Origin of the sequence: Nostoc sp., from assembly GCF_036917975.1 — a bacterium.
In the GTDB taxonomy this organism is placed as follows: Bacteria; Cyanobacteriota; Cyanobacteriia; order Cyanobacteriales; family Nostocaceae; genus Nostoc.
In genome coordinates, this window is the sequence record NZ_JBALEJ010000048.1 from 38,090 (window position 1) to 60,894 (window position 22,805).

Annotated in this window: 23 protein-coding genes, 1 pseudogene and 1 CRISPR repeat array; of the genes and pseudogenes, 19 read left to right on the forward strand and 5 right to left on the reverse strand. The window is 39.7% G+C overall.

Going from position 1 to position 22,805, the window contains the following annotated elements; translation table 11 throughout:
* The first annotated feature begins 152 nt into the window (after window positions 1-152).
* The 6 genes from V7K76_RS21050 (at window position 153) to V7K76_RS21075 (ending at window position 4,515) form a co-directional block, all read left to right on the forward strand.
* Window positions 153-572 (forward strand): KTSC domain-containing protein, encoded by a 420-nt coding sequence (locus tag V7K76_RS21050; protein ID WP_334778981.1) that lies wholly within the window; start codon window positions 153-155, stop codon window positions 570-572.
* 155 nt (window positions 573-727) lie between these two features.
* The gene (locus tag V7K76_RS21055; protein WP_334778982.1) at window positions 728-1,213 is read left to right on the forward strand and encodes a molybdenum cofactor biosynthesis protein MoaE; all 486 of its coding nucleotides are present in this window, start codon (window positions 728-730) and stop codon (window positions 1,211-1,213) included.
* Between the two features lie 299 nt (window positions 1,214-1,512).
* A CRISPR array of direct repeats spans window positions 1,513-1,991; the repeat unit is 36 nt; unit sequence CTTTCCGATCACATCGCCCCGAAAGGGGATGGAAAC.
* A gap of 301 nt (window positions 1,992-2,292) precedes the next feature.
* On the forward strand, window positions 2,293-2,874 hold the full coding sequence (locus tag V7K76_RS21060) for a beta-class carbonic anhydrase (protein WP_334778983.1): 582 nt from the start codon (window positions 2,293-2,295) through the stop codon (window positions 2,872-2,874).
* Between the two features lie 362 nt (window positions 2,875-3,236).
* A complete protein-coding gene (locus V7K76_RS21065) occupies window positions 3,237-3,494 on the forward strand; it encodes a hypothetical protein (RefSeq protein WP_334694584.1) in 258 nt (85 codons plus the stop codon).
* Between the two features lie 119 nt (window positions 3,495-3,613).
* Entirely contained in the window at window positions 3,614-3,922 is a 309-nt protein-coding gene (locus tag V7K76_RS21070) for a DUF3181 family protein (RefSeq protein WP_094352809.1), read from the forward strand.
* A 377-nt stretch (window positions 3,923-4,299) separates the two neighbouring features.
* Window positions 4,300-4,515 (forward strand): acetyltransferase, encoded by a 216-nt coding sequence (locus tag V7K76_RS21075; protein WP_334778984.1) that lies wholly within the window; start codon window positions 4,300-4,302, stop codon window positions 4,513-4,515.
* Between the two features lie 444 nt (window positions 4,516-4,959).
* Here V7K76_RS21075 and V7K76_RS21080 read toward each other — a convergent pair whose 3' ends face one another.
* The 3 genes and pseudogenes from V7K76_RS21080 to V7K76_RS21090 form a co-directional block, all read right to left on the reverse strand.
* Window positions 4,960-5,442 (reverse strand): ABA4-like family protein, encoded by a 483-nt coding sequence (locus V7K76_RS21080; RefSeq protein ID WP_334778986.1) that lies wholly within the window; start codon window positions 5,440-5,442, stop codon window positions 4,960-4,962.
* A 236-nt stretch (window positions 5,443-5,678) separates the two neighbouring features.
* Window positions 5,679-5,861 (reverse strand): annotated as a pseudogene (locus V7K76_RS21085) (GTP-binding protein); the annotation flags it as partial.
* A gap of 165 nt (window positions 5,862-6,026) precedes the next feature.
* A complete protein-coding gene (locus tag V7K76_RS21090; protein WP_334778987.1) occupies window positions 6,027-6,743 on the reverse strand; it encodes a biliverdin-producing heme oxygenase in 717 nt (238 codons plus the stop codon).
* An 815-nt stretch (window positions 6,744-7,558) separates the two neighbouring features.
* Here V7K76_RS21090 and glmM point away from each other — a divergent pair.
* From glmM to V7K76_RS21155, 13 genes are all read left to right on the forward strand, one after another.
* Window positions 7,559-9,025: a phosphoglucosamine mutase gene (gene glmM, locus V7K76_RS21095; RefSeq protein ID WP_334778988.1), complete on the forward strand. Its 1,467-nt coding sequence runs from the start codon at window positions 7,559-7,561 to the stop codon at window positions 9,023-9,025.
* A gap of 541 nt (window positions 9,026-9,566) precedes the next feature.
* Window positions 9,567-10,307 carry a glycosyltransferase family 2 protein gene (locus tag V7K76_RS21100; protein WP_334778989.1) on the forward strand — a complete coding sequence of 247 codons (741 nt, stop codon included), beginning with the start codon at window positions 9,567-9,569 and terminating at the stop codon, window positions 10,305-10,307.
* A gap of 66 nt (window positions 10,308-10,373) precedes the next feature.
* Window positions 10,374-12,020: a hormogonium polysaccharide biosynthesis protein HpsL gene (gene hpsL / locus V7K76_RS21105; RefSeq protein WP_334778990.1), complete on the forward strand. Its 1,647-nt coding sequence runs from the start codon at window positions 10,374-10,376 to the stop codon at window positions 12,018-12,020.
* Window positions 12,021-12,031: 11 nt separating this feature from the next.
* A complete protein-coding gene (locus tag V7K76_RS21110; protein WP_334778991.1) occupies window positions 12,032-12,589 on the forward strand; it encodes a hypothetical protein in 558 nt (185 codons plus the stop codon).
* A 52-nt stretch (window positions 12,590-12,641) separates the two neighbouring features.
* On the forward strand, window positions 12,642-12,791 hold the full coding sequence (locus V7K76_RS21115; protein ID WP_334778992.1) for a hypothetical protein: 150 nt from the start codon (window positions 12,642-12,644) through the stop codon (window positions 12,789-12,791).
* Window positions 12,792-13,103: 312 nt separating this feature from the next.
* Window positions 13,104-14,084, forward strand: a complete 981-nt coding sequence (hpsN, locus tag V7K76_RS21120) for a hormogonium polysaccharide biosynthesis glycosyltransferase HpsN (RefSeq protein ID WP_334778993.1) — start codon at window positions 13,104-13,106, stop codon at window positions 14,082-14,084.
* Window positions 14,085-14,115: 31 nt separating this feature from the next.
* Window positions 14,116-15,291, forward strand: a complete 1,176-nt coding sequence (gene hpsO, locus V7K76_RS21125; RefSeq protein ID WP_334778995.1) for a hormogonium polysaccharide biosynthesis glycosyltransferase HpsO — start codon at window positions 14,116-14,118, stop codon at window positions 15,289-15,291.
* Between the two features lie 45 nt (window positions 15,292-15,336).
* The gene (gene hpsP, locus V7K76_RS21130) at window positions 15,337-16,509 is read left to right on the forward strand and encodes a hormogonium polysaccharide biosynthesis glycosyltransferase HpsP (RefSeq protein WP_334778996.1); all 1,173 of its coding nucleotides are present in this window, start codon (window positions 15,337-15,339) and stop codon (window positions 16,507-16,509) included.
* Window positions 16,510-16,623: 114 nt separating this feature from the next.
* Complete coding sequence (locus V7K76_RS21135) at window positions 16,624-17,325, forward strand: peroxiredoxin (RefSeq protein WP_292843431.1); 702 nt, start codon at window positions 16,624-16,626, stop codon at window positions 17,323-17,325.
* Between the two features lie 110 nt (window positions 17,326-17,435).
* Window positions 17,436-18,020 (forward strand): Uma2 family endonuclease, encoded by a 585-nt coding sequence (locus V7K76_RS21140; protein ID WP_334778997.1) that lies wholly within the window; start codon window positions 17,436-17,438, stop codon window positions 18,018-18,020.
* 27 nt (window positions 18,021-18,047) lie between these two features.
* Complete coding sequence (locus V7K76_RS21145) at window positions 18,048-18,602, forward strand: Uma2 family endonuclease (RefSeq protein ID WP_334778998.1); 555 nt, start codon at window positions 18,048-18,050, stop codon at window positions 18,600-18,602.
* A gap of 200 nt (window positions 18,603-18,802) precedes the next feature.
* Window positions 18,803-19,555 carry a helix-turn-helix transcriptional regulator gene (locus tag V7K76_RS21150; RefSeq protein ID WP_334779000.1) on the forward strand — a complete coding sequence of 251 codons (753 nt, stop codon included), beginning with the start codon at window positions 18,803-18,805 and terminating at the stop codon, window positions 19,553-19,555.
* Between the two features lie 364 nt (window positions 19,556-19,919).
* Window positions 19,920-20,702, forward strand: coding sequence for a hypothetical protein (locus tag V7K76_RS21155; RefSeq protein ID WP_334779001.1), 783 nt, complete (start codon window positions 19,920-19,922; stop codon window positions 20,700-20,702).
* Between the two features lie 37 nt (window positions 20,703-20,739).
* On the opposite strand, the gene V7K76_RS21160 is transcribed toward V7K76_RS21155, so the two are convergent.
* On the reverse strand, window positions 20,740-21,471 hold the full coding sequence (locus V7K76_RS21160; protein ID WP_334779002.1) for a hypothetical protein: 732 nt from the start codon (window positions 21,469-21,471) through the stop codon (window positions 20,740-20,742).
* Window positions 21,471-22,526: an RAMP superfamily CRISPR-associated protein gene (locus V7K76_RS21165; RefSeq protein ID WP_334779003.1), complete on the reverse strand. Its 1,056-nt coding sequence runs from the start codon at window positions 22,524-22,526 to the stop codon at window positions 21,471-21,473. The genes V7K76_RS21160 and V7K76_RS21165 overlap by 1 nt, the downstream gene beginning before the upstream one ends.
* Window positions 22,527-22,805 lie beyond the last annotated feature (279 nt).

Sequence of the window (22,805 nt, forward strand, 5' to 3'; positions counted from 1 at the left end):
TTCCCAAAGCGTCTCTACACAAATACAATTCTCGCTTGGTGAAAAAACTTGACAGCAGAGTGCCTTAATAGTACAAATATACTATTAAGGCACTTAAGTATTGTATAAAACTTTAACACTCCCGACTACGCCAATAGGAGAGCGCAAAATAAATGAAGCTATCTAAGGTAGACTTGAGCAGTTTAGTAGCGATCGCTCACTCTGATGGATATTTGCAGTTGTTGCTCGATCGAGGCGACGAATTAGAGTTTTTGGAAATTCCAGCGCCAATACAGGCTTATGAAGGATTGCAAGAACTCAACGAAGCGATTGCCGAAACAACTGCATTACCTTTTGAAAAAGAACCAATTTTGATGCTACCAGTCGTCTCCTCAATGGCTATGGCTGTAGGCTACGATCGCAACAAACAGATTTTGCAAGTTGAGTTTCAAAGTGGCGCTGTTTATCAATACTTAGGCGTAGACGAAGATACTTGGGAAGATTTACACTCCTCTGACTCCATTGGCAGCTTTTTCAATCAAAAAATTAAAGGTAGATATGATTGCGATCGTCTAGATTGTGCAGGACGTTAAACATAAGACATCTCCAGAAATTAAATATGCGTTACCCAGAACCCTTGTAGAGACGTAGCAGTGCTACGTCTCTACGTTCTTTTTCGGAGATGTCTATAGACTATCAAAGCTTTTTTCAGAGACAATATAAAAGCCCAGACAATATCAAAGCTGTTATGACAACCACACTTGCCTCTGCTGTTAAACCAAGAGCCGAAGATAGTTTTGCCATTACCTTTGCACCATTATCTCTTGAAGAAATTTACACCAAGTCTGACGATCCAGCCAATGGTGCTGTGGTTGTGATGAGTGGCATGGTTCGCAATCAAACCGATGGTAAACCTGTGATCGCTCTAGAGTATCAAGCTTATGAACCGATGGCATTGCGGATATTTTATCAAATTGCTGCTGATATTCGCTTATCTATGTCTGATGTGAATCGAGTCGCGATTCATCATCGCGTTGGACGTTTGCGAGTTGGGGAAATCAGCGTTTTAGTCGCGGTGGGTTGTCCCCATCGCAGTGAGGCATTTGAAGCTTGTCAATATGCTATTGATACGCTCAAACACAATGCGCCTATATGGAAGAAAGAACATTGGCAAGATGGTTCTAGTCGCTGGGTGAGTATTGCTGCGTGTGAAACATCAGAAGAAAATTGTTAAGATTCCTAATTTACCGACATTCTCGCTCATAAATATTAAGGATTTTGACAAAATATTGACAATTTCAGGTAAAGTACTATACATTTTTTCCTAGTGTGTTGAACTCATCGACACCACTCGCCAGAACCTTGAAAACCGCATAACTCCGTTGACTGGTGTCGATTGTTTGCACAGCAAGGGTTTCAGGCTACAAAATCAGTCTCTTATTGAGAATGAATTGGCAACTATTGACAATTTAAAAAGTGGTGTCGATTTGGGTATCTCAAACCCTTGCCCAGTAAGGGTTCTAGAAGTGAACTCTTTCCGATCACATCGCCCCGAAAGGGGATGGAAACTTTTCAGAAATAAATTTTTCCAAAAGAGGAGTAAACTTTCCGATCACATCGCCCCGAAAGGGGATGGAAACGCTACCGATGGACGGATGCAAAAATGCAACCTTCCCTTTCCGATCACATCGCCCCGAAAGGGGATGGAAACACCCTCCAAGAATGTGTGGAGCGAGATGAGATACTGCAAGGCTTTCCGATCACATCGCCCCGAAAGGGGATGGAAACCCGTTATAAAAATCATAATCATCAACAAGGAGATAGCAACTTTCCGATCACATCGCCCCGAAAGGGGATGGAAACAAACCCCCGCTCCTGATTTGAGCAACCTTTTCTTTCTTTCCGATCACATCGCCCCGAAAGGGGATGGAAACGTCTTCGGGTCGAAGTCTTCAATTCTCTGGATTTGAGTAATGCTTTCCGATCACATCGCCCCTAACGGGGATGGAAACTATTTTTGAGGCTATATAACTGCGTGTGCGACTTTCTTCCACACCTAACCCCCAACCCCTTCCCTACTAACGTTGGGGAGCAAGAATCAAAGCCTCTCGACCTTTCGGGGAGAGGAATGGAAGTGAGGTTTCAAGAATAAGTCGCACATCGCGTTATGTAATAACGATACTTGCCTTTTAGATGAACTCGTGGGAAAGTACTTTTTAGAAAATATCTAAAATCTATCGACTTACCGTAGTTAAATCAGCAACATTAACTTACTGGTCGAACTATTGCCCACAGAGATATCAAATTAAAATCATGAGTCAAGTTTTAACAGAAGTCCTATCAGCTAACCACACTTACGTTGAAAATTTTGGTGACAAAGGCGACCTCACTATCCCGCCGGCTCGTCGATTTGCTATTCTCACCTGCATGGACGCTAGACTTGACCCAGCAAAATTTGCTGGATTGGCTGAAGGAGACGCCCATGTAATTCGGAATGCAGGTGGACGCGCTAGTGATGATGCAATTCGCTCTTTAGTAATCTCTTATAAGTTACTTGGTACTCGTGAGTGGTTCGTGATTCACCACACGAATTGTGGTATGGAAACCTTCACAGACCAAGTTATCCGAAATTTATTGGCGAATAGTTTGAAAACCGCCAAAATAGACGAAACGGGTTGGCATGATGTTGGTTCTGGAGGAGGTTCAAGCGAAGCCGAGTTTATTGACTGGTTGACTATCACCGAACAGGCACAAAGCGTCTATGCAGACGTGAAACGGATTCGCTTTCATGCATTAGTACCGCCAGAAATTCCAATTTATGGCTATCTATATGATGTCAAAACTGGGAAATTGATTGAAATTCCAGAAGCTACACAAGTTGGTCAGGCTAGCTAGTACCGTAAGGCAGAATTAAAACAAGTCGCAAGTCGCAAGTCGCAAGTCGCAAGTCGCAAGTAAGTTTTGTGTTAGCGAAGCGGTAGCGAGTCTGCGAGCGTCCGGGGATTTAGACCCCGACCCAAAACTTACCGGTTATTGAATCGGGGGACTTAAACCCACGGTACTCGGTTAAAAATTAAAAATTAATACAGGTTTTTATCAGGCTGCGGCATACCATCAGAATTATATAGCACGTCATCCGAGCGATCGCATTGCTCCCGTGAATGATTTGCCAAAGCTGAATATTCAAACCTCAGTAAAAATCTGCTAAAGTTTCAGTTACCCTGAATAGGGTGTATTTAAATCTGTAAGAAATATTTATGCCTCCTCGTTGGCCTCGCAAACCCGATCGCAAAGACCCTGATTACCGCAAGATCGATGACCGGATGAATTTTGCCGTGCATGTGGCGATCGCTGCTACGATTAATTCTGGGTTATGGTTTTTCCACATCTTGAAAGCCACTACCTGGGAGTGGCTGCCGTTATTGACTGCAAGCTGGACAGGAATAGTATTGGTGCATCTAATCTATATTAGTGCGATCGCTAATTACAGCGAAACTCCACCTAAATCCACCTGAAGATGGACTGCTGATGCTAGGGCGATTGTAACCTGTGGTAGTGGAATCAGCCTGTTAATTGAGCAATAATATAAAAAAGCCTGAGATTTCGCACTCTTTCTTAATGTAGGGTTATTTTTATGGCAAAGACTAACACCACAGAATTACTGGAAGCCCTAGCAGCTGAAATTGGCGAAAATGTCTACATAGACATTGCCAAATGGCATCTTTATTTATCTAATGCCAAGCTGCATACTCTTGTTGCTGAACAATTGTATCCCTTAATTACTTCCAATAACGTAAGTGAAGACCAAGTTTTAAAGGTCTTGAAATCAATTACAGTAAAAATTGGTGGCGGTAGAAGTGAACTTCCTTTAATCGATTTACTACCGCTACAATGCCAAGTTACTTTAGTAGATATTTTGGAAAAATATCAACGCGAAATCTAATCACGAAAACCAATATTATTTGAATCAAACAATTTCCTCAGTCAGTATTTCCTGATTGAATTTGAGGTGCTGAATTGAGGGTTAGTTTACAGCGTCAATTTTATAAATGTAAAAACCACAGATATACATAAATAAATCTGGTGTAATTCATCTTGTCAATATAGTTCAGATAGAGCAACAAAACCCTCATGTAGAGACGCGATAAATCGCGTCTTCAAAGAGCAATTATCATTAACTGAACCGTATTGATTTATATGTATCTAGTAAAAATTTCCTTTAACCATTAAGGAATCTCAACGTTCTAATCGGTTGAGATATGAGTGAGTTTATCTGAGACTCACTTTTAAATTTCATGCAAACTTATTGAGGCAATCTCTATGCTTTTACAAATCAAAAACTCTAGTGAATTGGTAAAAATTCTGGAAATTCAAGAATTGCTTGACCCGAATAATGATGTCGTTCACGGACGAAAACAACAAGGTGAAGAAGAACAGCCACCTGATACCTTTAAGAAAGAAAATCTTGTTTTTCCTTCTGGTGAAGTTCTCCCACGCTGTTGGTTAGATGCCGATTATAGACACGATAACGGTTAATGATTTGAAAATGAGATAATTGGTAATGGCAGTAAACTATTACCAATTATCAATAATAGGGTGGCACATCTGTACGCATTGGTGTCAATTTAAGCTGAAACCTTTTTCCAAATCTCGTAATCTCGTTTCCAGTCTCCGACTGAAAATGCAACTCAAAAGCGGCTCTGCCGCCAGCAATGGAGGCGGAGCCTCTAAGATGGCATTCCCAGTCGGAGACTGGGAACTAGACAAAAACCGCCCGTTTCACATTAAGTTGATACCAATGCCCAGATGTCAGCCACTATTACTATTACACCACGGCGTAAATAGACATACCATTCAAAATTTCTGAAAACTTTATGCTCTATTCATTTTGAATTTTGAATTTTGTTAGCGCAGCGTTAGCGAGTCTTGTCTGCGACACGCTACGCGAACGAGCGTCATTTTGAATTCCGCCTTGCGGTACTATGTGCCAGTTGATGATACTTCTGGTTCTGCTAACGTCACCGTTTCATTTTGCTGAAACTTGGGGAAAAATGTCTTAGTAATCCAGTCAGTCAAGATGTGAGATAGTAATCCCAAAGGACCAGCGAACAAAGACAAAGCCAGAGAGTGAATTGTCCAAACACCTGTTTTCTGTCCTTCCCAATAAATCCAGCGACCGACGAATAAATCCATCACTAAAAAATGAATCCAACCTGTTGCCGCAGCAGTTTCATCTGTAAAAAATCGCGCAATATCAGCTAATTGAGGATTCGATAAAGCTTGGGCATTTTCTGGCGTAATGCTGTTAATAAACAAATATAAATATGTCCCTGCTAAAAGCACAAAGGGTAGATATGATGACATTATCTGACGTGTGACTTTCCAGTTCGGCAATAAAATCATCAACGCCCAAAATGGTAATACGAAAAGATTGGCAACGTTAAATAGTTGAGAAATCGTCATATTTTTGTCAAGTGAAGAATTTTTGTTTTGAATTAACTAGTTATTTATAGGGACTTCCAAATAAAAAAATATTCAATTAACTCTTGTGGGGTGGGCATATTGCACGCCCAGTTTATATGGCGGGCGAGACGCCCACCCCACAATATTGGATAATTTATTTCTTGGAGTTCCCATAACTCTTAACTCTCAGGAGAAAGATCCCTGACTTCTTAAAGAAGTCGGGCATCTGGGTATAATTATAAAGCTACAAGTTGTGATTCAATTTCTGAAGACTTCAAATCACGACCAATGAAAACTAAGCGCTTTTGCCTAGCCTCTTCTGGTTTCCAGGGGCGATCGTAAAATTTATCAAATCGGGTTCCCACGCCTTGCATAACTAAGCGCATGGATTTATTTGGCACTGCGACAAAGCCTTTAATCGCTAATTAAACATAATTGAGGGGCAATTTCCCCATGCTTGCTTTCACGAATCAAAAGCAGTCACAAGGCTATTGCCCCTAAATATTTTGAGCGTTTTTTAGCGTAGACGCGAGAAGCGGCTTACCGTAGGTATCGCTCTTTCCCCAGAAACACCACAGCACTCATTACTCAGCAGTGACGAGTTCAGTACTACCGCGTGTACGACGCCGTGTGAGGCTGTTGAACAGCATTACACCGATCGCCTTAATTAAATTGCCTTCCAATTCCTGGAACATCTTCATGTTCGTGCCAAAAGCAGCGTTAGCTTCATCAACGATGCGATCACTTGTAGCATCATCAAGGGGTAATTCATCCAAAATTTGCCGATATTTGGCTTTGAATGCCTTCTCATCAGTAATTTCTGGAAACTCATAAAAAGCTGTTCCTTGCCCATCTGACAAATTCATTGCTGTTACAGCAATATTTTTGAGAATTTGTCCCCCGGATAAGTCACCCAAGTAACGAGTATATGAATGGGCGATTAACAGTTCTGGTTCGGTTTGAGATATTTCTCGGATGCGGTTGACATAAGCTTCACCTGCGGGAGATAGTTTGATTTGCTCTCTCCAGTTGGCACCAAAGTAATAACTCAAGTCTTGTTCTAGGCTATGCTTGCGGTTTAGCTGAGGAAAGTTAATTTTAGAAACAATTGGGTGCTGGCGGTGCTTTTCTATTTCCTCTTCCATCGCTGAGTAGACGAAGTAGAAGTTAGCAACTAGTTTCCGGTAAGAGTTTTTTTCCACTACTCCTTTTAAAAAGCACTTGACAAAACCTACATTCTCTGCCATTGTGTGGGCTTTCTTAGTGCCTACACGTAATTTGGCTGCTAAATTGCTGCTCATACTAAATTTATCAACTTTAAAAAGTTAACTGCCGGAGTTTCGATTCACTAACGGCTAAAAAAGCCATTAAAACGTTACCTTAAAACTATTTGATGAGAATTTATATTAAAATTTTTTAAGCTCCAATAATTATGTAGCTTTTAATACATTAGTGAGGCTAAGATAATATAACTTTACATTTCGGTGGCTACGATATGACTCCCTATCTAGGCACATAAGTTCAAAAATCAAATATAGGACTCATATTTGATTTCTGAAATATACGTAGGGTGCGTTAGCCTTTGGCGTAACGCACCAGTTAACAAACTCCGTGGGTTTAAGTCCCCCGGTTCAATAACCGGCAAGTTTTGGGTCGGGGTCTAAATCCCCGGACGCTCGCAGACTCGCTACCGCTTCGCTAACACAAAACTTACTTGCGACTTGCGACTTGCGACTTGCGACTTGTTTTAACGATTTAGGTGCGTTAGGCTACGCCACAACACACCCTACAGATACTTAGATTTTTTCAGAAATCAAATCGCACTCCTATAGGATTTCTATGTCATTGCAAAGTCTGAACTAATACAGATAAAAATCAATCCAAAAGTTGAGGGCATAAAAGAAATAATTAGCTACAATGTGGAAAATTTATTGATAACGTAAAAATCAATACTTACTTTATGAAATATTTACAATTCTAGAGGCATGAATTCAGTATTCTTACGTAAATAAGCCTTGATCTAGAATGAATTTCTAAAGAGAAAAAGCATGTCAAAATTGCTGAATAAAGTCTTAAGTGCTATTTTTCAGTGTGATTGTGTGGAGTGTTTAAAAATATGGTTTCATCTATAACTTGGACACCAGGCATTCCTGGGGGTTCTGCTTCTGAAGCTGAGGGATTGGTCAAAGGGATTGAGAGTAGTTTTGGACAGAATTTAATCCCACTACCAGCAAATCCTTTATTTGGCACAGATGGGATTCGCGGACGAGTGGGAGAATTATTGAGTGCGCCCCTAGCATTGCAAGTTGGTTTTTGGACGGGGATTGTTTTACGTAACCATGCGACTCAAGTAGGGCCAGTCATCCTCGGACAGGACTCTAGAAACTCCAGCGATATGCTGGCAATGGCTTTGAGTGCAGGATTAACAGCAGCAGGGTTAGAAGTTTGGTATTTGGGGTTATGTCCCACTCCTTGCATTGCCTATCTTACCAGCGTCACTGATGCTATCGGCGGAGTGATGATTTCTGCCAGCCACAACCCCCCAGAAGATAATGGGATTAAGATTTTTGGTGCTGATGGTGGGAAGTTACCGCAAACATTGCAGGCAGAAATAGAAGCGGGACTGCGTGGCAAGATATCACCTATTACTAGAGTCAGTAATTGTGGGCGGCATTACTCACGTTTTGAGTTAGTGAGACATTATAGCGAGGCGTTGAAAAACCCTTTAAACGGTGCCCTAAATCTTCAGGGAATGAAGATTGTTTTAGACTTGGCATGGGGAGCAGCAGTCGGGTTAGCACCATCAGTCTTTACAGAAATGGGGGCAGAGGTAATCTGCCTGCATAACGAAGCAGATGGCGATCGCATTAATGTTAACTGTGGTTCCACACACCTAGATATTCTGGCAGCAACAGTACAAGAACACAACGCCGACATCGGCTTTGCCTTCGATGGCGACGCCGATCGCGTCTTAGCAGTAGACAATACAGGCAGGCAAGTTAACGGCGATTACATTCTCTACCTGTGGGGACGGCACTTGCAAGAAAACCAGCAATTGCCAGACAATCTGATTGTATCTACAGTCATGGCCAACTTAGGCTTTGAAAAAGCTTGGCAGCAAATTGGTGGTAACTTAATTCGTACCGCAGTTGGCGACCAATACGTGCAAGCCGAAATGCAGCGCACTGGGGGAATGCTAGGCGGTGAACAATCAGGTCATATTCTTTGCCGTCACTATGCCGTAACTGGAGATGGCTTATTAACAGCATTACACATAGCATCTTTGGTGAGAGATGCGGGTGTTCCCTTAAGCGAATTAGTAGATCAAAGCTTCCAGACCTATCCACAATTGTTGCGGAACGTGCGAGTTGTCGATCGCGATCGCCGTTTAGGATGGCAAGATTGCCAACCTCTCCAACAAGCGATCGCACTTGCTGAAGCTGCAATGGGAGATTCCGGCAGAATTTTGGTTCGCGCCTCTGGCACAGAACCAGTAATCAGGGTTATGGTAGAAGCTGCCAATGCCGATCTTGCAAACCACTGGACAAATGAATTAGTTTCGCAAGTCCAGCAACACATATAGGCATTTCCTACTCCCTTCCCGCAATCAGATTACCTATCTATTTTTTCCTTTTTCTTGATGTCATTCTCTTCTCTAGCAGATGCGTCTCTTGCGCGTCTTCACAGTTTATTAAATTAGGTATTCTTTGGGAGAAGGGAGTAGTTGCTAACTCACCTCTCACAAATGCAAATTTTTCGTCATCATAGTTTCTGCAAATTAACCAGCCTTGGTCATCTGTGGAAAATTTACTATTTACAGCAGATTTCAAGTTGAGTGGAGTACACAAGCTAAGTCTCAAAGCCAGAGATTACGACTGTTTTACTTCTGGGGCATAGCCCATTCTGGCTCCTGAATTCTGCTGTATATTTGCACTTTTATGTATATCTTAAACCTCTTTTATAACACAATACAGTTCATAATGAGCAACAAAACACTTGTAGAGACGGCGATTTATCGCGTCTCGAAAACCGAAAGTTGTTGCCAGTAGCCCTTAACCCAAGCGTATTGTTTTATAACAACAAAAGAGGTCTGTCTCTGTTCATTGATTATACAAGGTAATAAAATGCTTGTTTTTGTTATCCCACTTAAAAGTCCGCAAGTTTCCAATTCTTGGGAGCGTGTCACCCAATCTTTTGAAAGATGCCTCAAATCAATTTGTAATCAAACCTCTCCTGATTTTCACGCTATTGTAGTTTGCCATGAACAGCCAAAAATAGAATTTAATCATCCCCAGATTACTTACATTACAGTTGATTTTCCTTCTCCCAACGAGACAAACCCTATAGCTAGAGGAGACACAGATAAAGGGCGAAAAATCTTGAAGGGATTAATGTATGCTCATCAATTTTCTCCAACTCACACTATGGCAGTTGATGCAGATGATTGCATCAGCAAAAACTTAGCCGCATTTATTAAGCAACATCCTAACTCTAATGGATGGTTTATCGATAAGGGTTATAAATATAAAGAAGGTAGTAAATATATATATATTAAAAGAAAAGATTTTTATTCCATGTGCGGTACATCCAATATTATCCGATATGACTTAAATTTCTTACCAGAAAATGCAGAATATAATCGGGGCTATGGATACTATAAATATTATATAGACCACGGTAAAATTAAAGGCGTATTAGAAAGCAAAGATAAACCTATTGAACCATTACCATTTCCGGGAGCAGTTTACATTGTAGAAACAGGAGAAAATCTTTTTTACGGTTCAATGAAGTTAAACTTTAATATTTTTGATCGAAAATCTCTAACTCAATCCATTAAGGATGAATTTGGCTTGTACATACTATAGCCATTTCAATCAATTTATATGTAAGCTATAGATTGTTTTTTAAGGCTGATAGGCTACAGCGCCACTATGCCAAAATCTAAGTCAAAAAATCAAAAATCCAAAAAACAGGCTGTAAAAGAAGCTCCTACTCTTAGCCTTAAAGAACAGTTAGCCCAAAAGCGCAAAGCAGCCCAAGCACGTAAAGAATTCATTAGCTTAGTCACCAGCGTCACCTTTGCCAGCGTGTTCTTTGGCATTCTACTTTTTTTTGTAGGTGGAATTAAAGCAGCAATCCCTGGCGTCTTAGGGATATTCATCATATCCCTTTCCTACAAATACCCGCGCCAAGCCCTATATGCCTTCATCATTTACGTACCTATTGGGGGTACTATCACCTACTACTTGGGCAATAGTCCCATACTGCAATTAGCTAAAGATGCCTTTTATGTTCCAGCGCTAATTGGACTTTGGCAGACTTGTCGCAAGCAGGGACTACCCATAATTATTCCCCAAGGGATTAAAATCCCACTTTATATAGTCTTTGCTTGCAGTCTGCTAACACTATTATTTATCAATGGTGGACAGCAGTTTAACCCGCCTAGCGTGGGACTATTGGAAAAAGCACCCCAAGAAATACCTTTAGGCATGGGCATTCTGGGACTGAAAGTATTTTTAGGCTATGTCCCCCTGATTGGTTGTGCCTACTATCTAATTCGAGATAAGCGGGATTTTCTATTTTTATCACGCCTCCAGATTTCTCTCATACTGATTTGCTGTGTGCTGGGATTTATTCAATACTTTTTACTACTAACTGGTGTATGTAAAGGCACTAGAGGTCTTGAAGGAAATGCCCTATTTGTCACATCACTAGAAGCCCGGTGTTATTTTGGTGGAGCGCTCTTATATAGTCCCGAAGAAGGGGTTATTCGCTTACCAGGGACATTTGTAGCCCCTTGGCAATGGGCATGGTTCTTAATTTCCAGCACCTTTTTTACCTTTGCCACTGGCTTCACCGATCCCTCCCCAATATGGCGGTTGATTGGTTTAGGTTCTTTAGTGACAGTATTTATTAATGCTGTAATCTCTGGACAGAGAATTTCCTTAGCTTTAGTACCAATCTGCTTCGGGATTTTGCTACTGCTCACCGGACAACTTGGCAACCTGAAACGATTTATCCCCATAGGCATAGGACTAGTTCTAGTTCTGGGAATAGCAATGGTGACTAACCCTGAAGTCGTGCAACAGAGAACCGAGAGTTTCACAGGTCGATGGGAAGCTTCACCACCTCAAGATTTTATCGTCCAGCAATTTGAAGAGAATTGGAAAAACGTAGACGGCCCCTTGGGAAGTGGCTTAGGTCGAGCAACTAACTCTGCCCGAGTAATGGGTAGCACTAAGCTTGTAGAAACCTATTACCCCAAAGTACTTTTTGAAGTTGGAATTTTTGGAGTACTCGCCTTTCTGGGTTTGGTAACAAGTTTAACCATTATTGGCTTTAAAACCTATCGCTCCATAAAGAACCGTAATTTCCGCAGTTACGGAGCAGCTTTGTGGGTGTTTATATTGTTTATTAGCTACAACACCTATTACTATCCTCTGGATGTTGATCCGGTTGCTGTCTATTATTGGTTTTTTGCGGGAGTTCTTTTTAAATTGCCAGAACTGGAGAAACAAGATAAAGAAGATGCCAACCCTCAGCAAAAAAACAAGAAAAAACGTCTCAAAACAATTTAAATGAAATAAAAATGGCAAAAATTATCGTATGCGGTCAGAACCACATCAGAACTCCTAACTTACCGCGTAATTCTAGGCATACACTACTCCAACTCAAATCTTTTCCTACAGGTAGATATCCGATAGAAAGACTTTGGTATCCTTTAGCAAGCTTTCTGCCTTGGCAACCTTTATGGGGAAAATACCACGCTATTCATTCTTTCAACAGAATTTTATATACAAATAAACCTTGGTTTCTCACATTTGAAGATCATCGTTTTTTATATAGGAACCCTCAAAATAAACAAGAGGCAGTAATTTATGAATTATTAAACAATCGTTTAGCGCTAGATAACTGTCAAAAACTTATAGCCATGTCAGATTATGCAAAATTGAGATTTATTAACCGGATAAAAGGCTGGAAAATAGAAGAAAAATTAATTAATAAATTGGATGTAATTCATCCAAACTATACTGCCAGAGTTGAGCAACCGAAAGCTTATCAGCCAGACCAAAATTTACAGCTTATTTTTGTCGGACAGCACATTGCTAGAAAAGGTGGAATTGTCGCTTTAAGGCTAGCAAACTGATGAATATTGGGAAATTGTCAATAGTACTTATGACTATTTAGCAGAGCAAGCATTGCAACAAATCATCGAATTTCTTGATAGAACTGATAAACAAGAACATTATGAATTTTTAAGTGCAGGAGCATTAGCCCAAGTACAAAATATGCATAACTCTGAAAAACAAAATGAGTTATTTGATAATCTCTATGCCGCAGCAGTATGAAAAGTGCTGTTAGCGGATAGCTAAGGTTTAGCCCGTCCTGAGTTTCCAGTGCTGAAATGAAAGACATTACTCACCGGGCGAATAGAATTCGCGGCTATACAAACCAAACCCACCTCCGTGGGTTAAAAACTCTTGATTTTCTCTTAGTCCACCTCCGTGGACTAAGTTTTGTGTAGTAGCGCATTCTATTCGCCTAATACTTTTCAAACATCCTCTAATGCACAATTTTTTTGCTTGCCATGCCACTACAAAACTAGAAAATCAATTTTTACAAGGCTATTATAGAAGTAGTAAAATTACTTAAAAAAACTCATGAATAATTGGCCATTAATTACTGTAGTCATTCCGACTTACGGTCGGGAGGAAGCACTACGAGATAGCATTGTGGATGTATTAAAACAGGATTATCCCAATTTTGAAGTTTTAGTTGTAGACCAAACTCCAAAGCATCAACTAGAAATTCAAACCTACCTAGAAGAGATGGCGGATGCAGCTAAAATAAAATGGTTGCGCTTAGATTGGGCGAGTTTGCCAGGGGCGCGGAATTATGCTGTTCGCCGCTCATCTGGTGAAATAATATTATTTATTGATGATGACGTTCAGCTAACCCCTGGATTGTTAGCAGCCCATGCAAAAAATTATTTGCAAAATCCAGAAGTGGGGGCTGTTGCTGGACGGGTATTTGACAGAATGAAATTAGGTGATTCTGGAGGAGATTTAGAGATTGAATATCTACCTCCCGAAGCTATGGACCCAGGAATTGCTTGGTATCATATTGATTTAGTACATACCACCAAACCCCAGCAAGTGTTGACAACAAGGGGTTGCAATATGTCGTTTCGCCGCGAAATCTTTACTAAGTACGGGCTGAGGTTTGATGAAAGGTTTCGTGGTAGTGCAGTACGCGAAGAGTCAGATTTTTGTTTGCGGGTGCGACAAACAGGGTATAAGATTTGGTACGACCCAGAAGCCCATTTGGTACATTTAGGCGAAGAAACTGGGGGTTGTCATGATATTAGTATGCGATCGCTCAAATATCAACTCACCTTCTACCATAACCATTTCCTACTAGGGTTGAAAAACCTCACTGTTACTCAAGCTTTACGCCTATATGCCCGTTTATTTGACTGTCACGTTCTAGGACGCCCACCTTGCCATAAAAGCGGTTCACCCATCAAAATTGCCACTCGCGCTATTTTCTACGCTTTGGGTTTTTTCAAAGCCTTGGGTACTGTCATCCAATCAATATGGAACGATGGTCAAGTTTACAGTCGGTTGGATGAACAAGTTTAGGCATTGGTCATTAGTGAATAACAAAGGATAAATGAAAATTTTAGTTGCTAGTCACACTTATATCGTAGACCTCAACTGTGAAAAATTACGCACTTTATCTCAATTAGAACCCGATATTGAAGTGACAGTTGTAGTTCCAAAGCGCTGGAAACCAGGTGGTGTCCAAAACAGAATTATTGAAACTGAATACCGTGATGAAGGCACATTTAAAATAGTTCCAGTTTCTAACTTTAGTCAAAATCACCAAGGACTTCTGACCTTTGGTGCTGATTTGATATCTTTATTAAAACAATTTCGTCCCCAAATAATTCAGGTAGAGCAAGGGTCTAGAGCCTTAGCCTATACTCAAATGATTGCCTTAAATCAGCTATTAGGACTCAAGGCAAAAAATTTGTTTTTTACCTGGTGGAATCTTCCATATAATCTCAAACCACCAATTGCTTTATTAGAAAAATATAACCTCAATCACAGCCACGGTATTATTTCTGGCAATCAGGATGGCGCAGAAGTTTTGCGAGAACGGGGATATCAAGGAGCAATTAAAGTTATGCCACAACTGGGTGTAGATGAAAGTCTATTTACTCCCAAAAACCAACCAAAGTTGGCAGCTAAATTTGGCATTGAAAAAGAAGATTTTGTGGTAGGTTTTGTTGGAAGATTTGTACAAGAAAAGGGTTTGTTGACACTTTTACGAGCCTTAATCACCTTGAAAAATAAACCTTGGAAATTACTCTTATTAGGTAGGGGAGAGTTGCAAGGTGAATTAATCAAAATAGCCACAGAAAACAATATTCAAGAACGGTTAATTTTAGTAGAAAGTGTTCCTCATGACGAGGTGGCAAATTATATAAACTTAATGAGTACTTTAGTGTTACCTTCAGAAACAACTTACAAATTTAAAACCTTAACTTCTGTCGGCTGGAAAGAACAATTTGGTCATGTGCTAATTGAGGCAATGGCTTGCCAAGTGCCTGTAATTGGTTCTGATTCTGGTGAAATTCCTTATGTAATTGGCGATGCTGGTTTAGTGTTTCCTGAAGGTGATGTTCAAGCTCTTGCTAATTGCTTAGTTCAATTAATAGATAAACCCTATTTTGCTCATACTCTTGGTGAAATGGGTTATAAAAAAGCGATGATTAAATATACAAATAAAGCTTTGGCTAAACAGCAATTAGAGTTTTATCAAGAATTAGTTAATAGTCATTAGTCATTGGTCATTGGTCATTAGTCATTGATCATTAGCAAATAAAAAATGAAAATATTACAAATTGTCCCCTCAATTTCTTTGATTTACGGCGGCCCCAGTCAAATGGTGTTAGGGCTAGCGCCAGCATTGGTAAAAGAGGGAGTGGAAGTTACAATTCTGACAACTGATAGTAATGGCGATAATGGTCAAATACCTCTGGATGTTCCTTTAAATCGCCCAATTAAGCAAGATGGCTATGAAATAATTTACTTTCATTGCGCCCCGTTTCGTCGCTACAAATTTTCCTTAGATTTATTAAACTGGCTAAAACGTCATGCTCACGAGTTTGATATCGCACATATTCATGCTTTATTCTCGCCAATAATTAGTGCTGCTGCTATTGTGTGTCGTCAGCAGAAGCTACCTTATATTTTCCGTCCTTTGGGTACTCTCGATCCGGCTGATTTACGGAAGAAAAAGCAATTAAAACAGCTTTATGTGGCACTTATAGAACGTCAAAATTTAGCTGGTGCCGCAGCTATTCATTTTACCAGCGATCAAGAAGCTAAAATATCAGAACGATTTGGAGTCTCTACACCAGATTTGATGATTCCTTTGGGTGTAATTCCCCCTCAATCTCGTCTGACAAATATATGTAGTCAATTAGAAATACCAAAAGATGTACCTTTGGTACTATTTATGTCACGAATTGACCCAAAAAAGGGTTTAAATTTGTTGATTCCGGCGCTAGAGAAACTATTAGGGGTTGGTTATAAGTTTCATTTTGTCTTGGCTGGTACTAATCCCCAAGATCCTGATTATGAACAAAAGATAATTTCCCAGATTCAAAATTCACCACTGCGATCGCACACTACAATTACAGGCTTTGTCACTGGTGAACTTAAAGTTAGTTTACTACAAGCTGCCGATTTATTTGTCTTGCCTTCTTACTACGAAAATTTTGGGATTGCTGTAGCTGAAGCTATGGTAGCAGGTGTACCCGTAGTCATTTCTGACCAAGTGCATATTTGTCAACAAATACGTGATAGTGAGTCGGGTTGGGTAGGTGCAACAGATGTGCAAGCACTGGTAGAGTTACTGCAAGAAGCTTTGCAAAATCCCGCAGAACGGCAACGACGGGGATTAAACGCCCAAAAATATGCCTTGGAAAATTTTAGCTGGGATGCGATCGCAAAGCAAACAATCCAAGCCTACCAGACAATTCTGGCAAACAAATGAATTTAACTGTTTGCCCTTTTTCCCTTTGCTACCCTGCTTCCTGCCTCTTGCCCTTTATCCAAGAGTGCTGACAACCTAAAATTTTGTTTCAAACCGCTAAAGCCCGATTGGGGAATGGGAGTTTTATGGGATGATAGCATACTAGAATATATATGCCTTTCTAACTACAGGGAATCTCACATGGTTCGTCTAGGTGACACAGTACCAAACTTTACGCAAGCCTCAACATACGGCGACATCGATTTTTACCAATGGGCAGGTGACAGCTGGGTTGTGCTGTTCTCTCACCCTGCTGATTTTACACCTGTTTGTACAACAGAACTCGGCACAGTTGCCAAGCTAAAACCAGAATTTGACAAGCGCAATGTCAAAGCGATCGCACTTAGCGTTGATAACGTTGAATCTCACAAAGGCTGGGTGGGAGACATTGAAGAAACTCAAAGCACCACCCTTAACTACCCAATTTTGGCGGATGCAGATCGCAAGGTTTCCGATCTTTACGACATGATCCACCCCAATGCTAATGCAGCTGTGACAGTGCGATCGGTTTTTGTGATTGATCCTAACAAGAAACTCCGTCTCACTTTCACCTATCCCCCCAGTACGGGACGCAACTTTGATGAACTTTTGCGGGTGATTGATTCTTTGCAATTGACTGATAATTACAGCGTGGCGACACCAGCTGACTGGAAAGATGGAGAGGATGTCGTAATTGTCCCCTCACTGAAAGATCCAGAAGTACTCAAACAGAAATTCCCCAAAGGTTACGAGGAAGTCAAACCCTATCTGCGTCTAACTCCTCAGCCTAACAAGTAAATCTGAAAATGATTTCGTGCATTAGACGCAAAGTTATATCTTGGCGTCTTTTCTTATTTGCGTGAGAATATAGTCAGTTGGCTAGGCATTCGAACCTGGAGGATATCTCGATGTTTTCATCCCCTTTGGTTTTGCAAATTCCGTCATCAATGCAAATGACAGACGAACAATTTTTTGAGTTTTGTCAAGTGAATCGTGATTTACGCATTGAGCGAAATAAATTTGGAGAATTGGTAATTATGCCTCCTACTGGTTCAGAGACAGGAAACCGAGAAGGTAATATATTTGGGCCGTTGTGGGTTTGGTCAGAACAAGATGGTACGGGTATAACTTTTAGCTCTAGTACTGGATTTAAACTATCAACAGGTGCAGAACGATCGCCAGATGCTTCCTGGATTAAACTAGAACGGTGGAATGCTCTCTCTCCAGAACAACAGCGAAAGTTTGCTCCCATTTGTCCAGATTTTGTAGTTGAACTCAAATCTCCAAGCGACAACCTCCAAACTTTGAAGGAAAAAATGGAGGAATATATGAATGAACCAGGAATACAGTTAGGCTGGTTAATTGACCGTAAGCAGCGTAAAGTCCATATTTATCGTCCTGGATTGCCAGAGGAATGTTTAGATAATCCTGCGACTGTTAGCGGCGAGTCGGTATTGCCTGGGTTTATTTTGAATATGAGTAAAGTTTGGTAAGAATATTTATTTAAAATCTAACGGACAATGACTGTAACTACCTATAAATGGACAATTAAACGTTATCACCAAGCAATAGAGGCAGGTATCTTTGACGACTGGTCCATTGAACTATTGCGCGGCGACCTGATTGTTATGCCCCCAGAACGAGAACCTCATGCCTACTACAACACAGAAACAGCTGATTATCTTCGCACACTGCTCGGTGAACGGGTAAAAATCCGTGATGCCAAACCCATTACCTTACCCAACGATTCCGAACCTGCTCCCGATGTTGCGATTGTCAAACCTTTAGGTGAGGTCTACTTAGAACACCATCCTTACCCAGAAGATATCTTCTGGGTTATTGAATTTTCCAAAGCCACCCTGAGCAAAGATTTAGGTGACAAAAAAGACATTTATGCTGAGGCTGGTATTGTTGAATACTGGGTTGTCAATCTGAAGACTCCGCAGTTAAAAGTATTTCGTGACCTAAAAAATGGGGAATACAAAACCGAGATGACACTAACCACAGGTACTATTTCACCCCTAGCCTTTCCTGATGTATCTGTCCAAGTTGAGCGCCTTATAAGTAAGATGTAGTGCAGCGCATAATTGAAAGGACGAAAGTACCAAACACCTACCAAATCGGCGAAGTCTGCCAAATCCTAGTTAAGGACAATCTCGATCTCAGTGGCAGAGAGATAAACAATGCTATGAATGGTTCATTGTGGTATTAAATTAATATAATCTTGCTGTAGTTTAATATTTCTGCTCCCGTTGTTTGTAGAAAGTAGTAATTTATGACAGGAACACAACAACAAGAAATCATGGATTTACGGGCATTGAATTTAACACCCAAACAAATAGCTCGAAAACTGGGTATTACAGTGTCATTCGTCAATGCAACGATTCAAAATCAAGCACAGCAAAGCACATTAGATAGATTGACAAAAGGAGAGCTAGACCCTGTATATCAGTGTTTAGCAAGCGAGAGTCTTATCCAATTGTTACCGAAAATCCCGCCAGAAAACAACATCAAAAATCTGCTGACAAAAATCCTACCTGTAAAAAACAATGACGATATCGATCGCGGTTTAGGATTGGTAGTGATTGCAAGAGTTGCTCGATACAATCAAATCACGTTCTGTAGTTACCTTTTAGATATATGGTGCTTGGGCGTTAAAGATACCATACCACCACGTACAGTAGACAGGATAAAATTTAAAGAATTTACAGAATCACTATTCGAGCCATTTCCTGGAAAACCGCAAGAGGTTCCCCTTGAAGTTGCTCAAGGGATGATATTTAGTGCTTGCGAATACGCAGAAAGCTTAGGGTTTCAACCACACAAAGACTTTGAAAAATCGCGTTCGCACATCGGAGAATGGGATGGGAGAATACGTATTGAATGTGGTCGTGACGGGAAACCATTTTATGTCAATGGCCCCCACGATAACCCGAAAAAAATCATGGAAACATTGAAGAGAAGCAGGGGTGAAGGTAATTTTGATTTTCTGATTGGTTCAGATCCTATTGAAAAGAATTTTTGGTAAATGCAATTAACCCTCTTTTATCACTTTCGGGAGAGAATAATCTGGAATGCTTACAGCATAAGACTTTTACCAAAAAACCATGATTTCAGCCATTGTGTTAGAAAATAAACGCTCAAATGCCCGTTCTATCTACAGTTCAAAATTTGGCTTTGATTTTTATTTTCCCAGAGTGACAAAACAGGGTTAATTTCTGGGATGAAAGGTTTTCAAATCATTACCCCTCACGGGGATGGAAATACATTCGGGATTTAGTTAAAGTTGGAGTGGATTGTGCGATCGCCCATGATTAAATGAAGAAATAATCGCTATCAACAAAATATCTATGGATTGGCTACCCTCAATTGATTTACCCCACCTGTGGGATTTGGTAATTGCTCAAACCCCAACTCCAACACCCACACCTTCATCAGTATTAACCCCTGCAAAAAACCTCAATAATGATATTGAACTACTTAAAAGCCAGTTAGAATTCCTCAAAAATACAAATGTTCAGCTCGGTGAAAGCTTTAACAAATTTGTTGCAGCAATGCAATTTACCTTAGGAATATTTGCCTTTTTGGGTGTGTTTTTGTCTTTTTTTGTAGGTAAAAATATAGAGGATGCGAAGAAAGTAGCTAGTCAATTAATTAACCGAGAAGTAGAAAATAAAATTACAGATTTAGTTCAGTCTGAAGTTGAGAGTGTCAAGCGTTCTTTGCAGCGTGAAAGGGTAATTGGTTCGACAATTGTAGATTATTATTTACCTAGTAACGACACAATAGAACCCAATGATTGTAAGCTCCTGCGTACAAGAGGTTTTGATAAAGTTAGATATTGGAATCAAAAGAAAAAACCTAAGAAACCAGTCGGAGATATTTTTGTTTTAGATTTAATAAATTCTAAGCTGCTAGAAGGACAAGAATTTCTTGGATTATCAAAAGAAGATGCCGAAAATAAGCGAGAAGACAAAGTAAAAGAGCAAATTAATTTAGCATTAGATTGGTTGGATAAAAATACTGTTTTGGTGATTTATGTTAAGGGAAGGTATAGAGAAATAGATAATTTAGCAGCGCGAGTTGATTACTATTATATTCCTGTAAATGCACCGATAAGTTTGCTGGGAATTGTTGCGGATTCAGCCTATGTTGCTTATGGGGAAAAGCAATGATGGGTCACAAGTCAAAATAGCTATGATTTCATAGAAGTTATTTAGATGGTTTTTTTGGGTGACGTTCCCACGGTTTTGGAGGTTGTGAAGGTTTTGAAGCTTCTGGTTTCGGATTTTCTACAGGTTTGGGAGATTTCGGTGGTGTAGGGCGGTTTAATAATTTTGAATTTTCTGTTTCTATTGGTTCTACATTCTTGAGAGGAACAGCTTGAGAAGGTTGTGGATTTGGACGAGGTTCTAATGTTTTTAAGGCTTCTCTTTCAATAGGTTTTATAACCTCTGATACTTTAGGCATTTTTACAGCGATTGGTTCTGTCTGCGTTATTGGTGAATTATCAGGTAAAGAACTTATATCAAATGTTTGATAATAAGTCATTAAGCGTTGTGACCAAGCTAATACTTGTGCAAGGATTAAAGGTTTATTTTCATAATCTTTTAGATACTCGTTGCAGATTTGATTAATACTTTCGTAGTACAGAGGAGTAGTTTTACTATGACCTATTGTTTCCCCATATTCTAGAAGTTGTGTTAAGTACATAAAAAATCTTGCTGGCATTCGTTGTGCAATTTTGGAATTAAGATAGGTAATCAATTTACTTAATTCTGTGCTAATACCTTTATCTTCTTTGTTTTCTTTTCCTTTTTTATTTTCTTCTATTTTTAGTTTTATCCGTCGTTGTTCTTTGACCAAAGATATCGCAATTTTATGAGCTAATTGCAAATTTTTGTCTGAGATAGAATAGGTAAGACTAGAGTTATTATTTATCATTAGTATTTTTCGTAAGGTACATGATTGGTAACGGGATTTAAAATTTTTGATAATTTATCGAGTTGTGGTTTTTCAATAAGTTTTTCATGTGCTTCTTTAATTCTCTCTTCAATAAAATTTGTAAGTGATTTATCAGTTAGATATAGATTAGAGGGTGTTATGAAAGATGTGTAACGAAGTTTTAAATCAGCTTGATTTTGTAAGACTTGAGCTTTATCAATTTTTATCATCATACTTCCCATTCCAATTGGTTTACCAGCACCAACTTTTAAAATCAAAGGATATTCCTTATCTTGTCCTAATGCAATGAGTAAAGTACCTAATTCTTCTGGCTTGAGGTTTTTAAAAATTAGTTTAGTGATAAATATTTCGTCTTCTAATGCTACCTGTGCGGGGATGCCATTACCCTCACCTTTGTCAATCGCATGTTTCATGTTGTAATAAAACTTACGACCAATAGTTTCATCATTAAGGTAGTACACTTCGTTATCAAGTTGTGGCGAATGTAAATTAGGCATAAAACCTATTTCATAGCCTGTTGCTTGATAGTATGCATCCTGAATTGAGACTAGACTCTGCCATCCCCATCCTTCACCAGATGTACCAAAGACTATACTTGCTGGACAAAGTTGGTTGATATTATCACTAGGGAGACGTTCTGGTGGATATGGATACTGGTCAGTATTTTTTGGTTGAACTCCCATACGACTATTAGTAATTGCTTCATAAATTGACCGAATACAACCTTTCAAAGAACTACCTTGAATTAATAATTTTTTATTTCGTCCTTGCACCATTGTTTTAATTAGAGGAATATCTTTTCTATTAATATCGCTTCCCATAACAACTACACCAGTTGATATATGTAGTGCTGTATAGACTTTTAAAGTAAGAAATAAAGTGCCGTGTAAATGGTCAGACAAGTATTTATCATGCCCAGGAGGATGATTTTCAGTTGGTGGTTCGTCAGGAAAGTAAACAAAGTCGTATGGTCTGGGGCCACGTTCTTGATTTGAACCACCAAAATTTTGAGAACGGGAGAGATTGTTAGCCATGCTAATTTTTAATCGTTAGTGCAACAAAGTGAACCGTAGCAGTGTCTTTATTCCGAAAATATCTCTGAGCAATATTTTTTTTATCTTCAGAATTTAAACCTTTAGGAAAGCGAGTTTCTGTGGGTGAATGCAATAATGCATTTTGTTCTAAAATTTCCCAGTTACCTTTAATGGGACGAAAATTATCTGGCTCTTCGGCTATTTTTATGGAGTATTAATAGTAAAATGCCAGTTTAATAAACTGCGTAATCTAAAATTGCTAAAGTTACGAAAGCCATA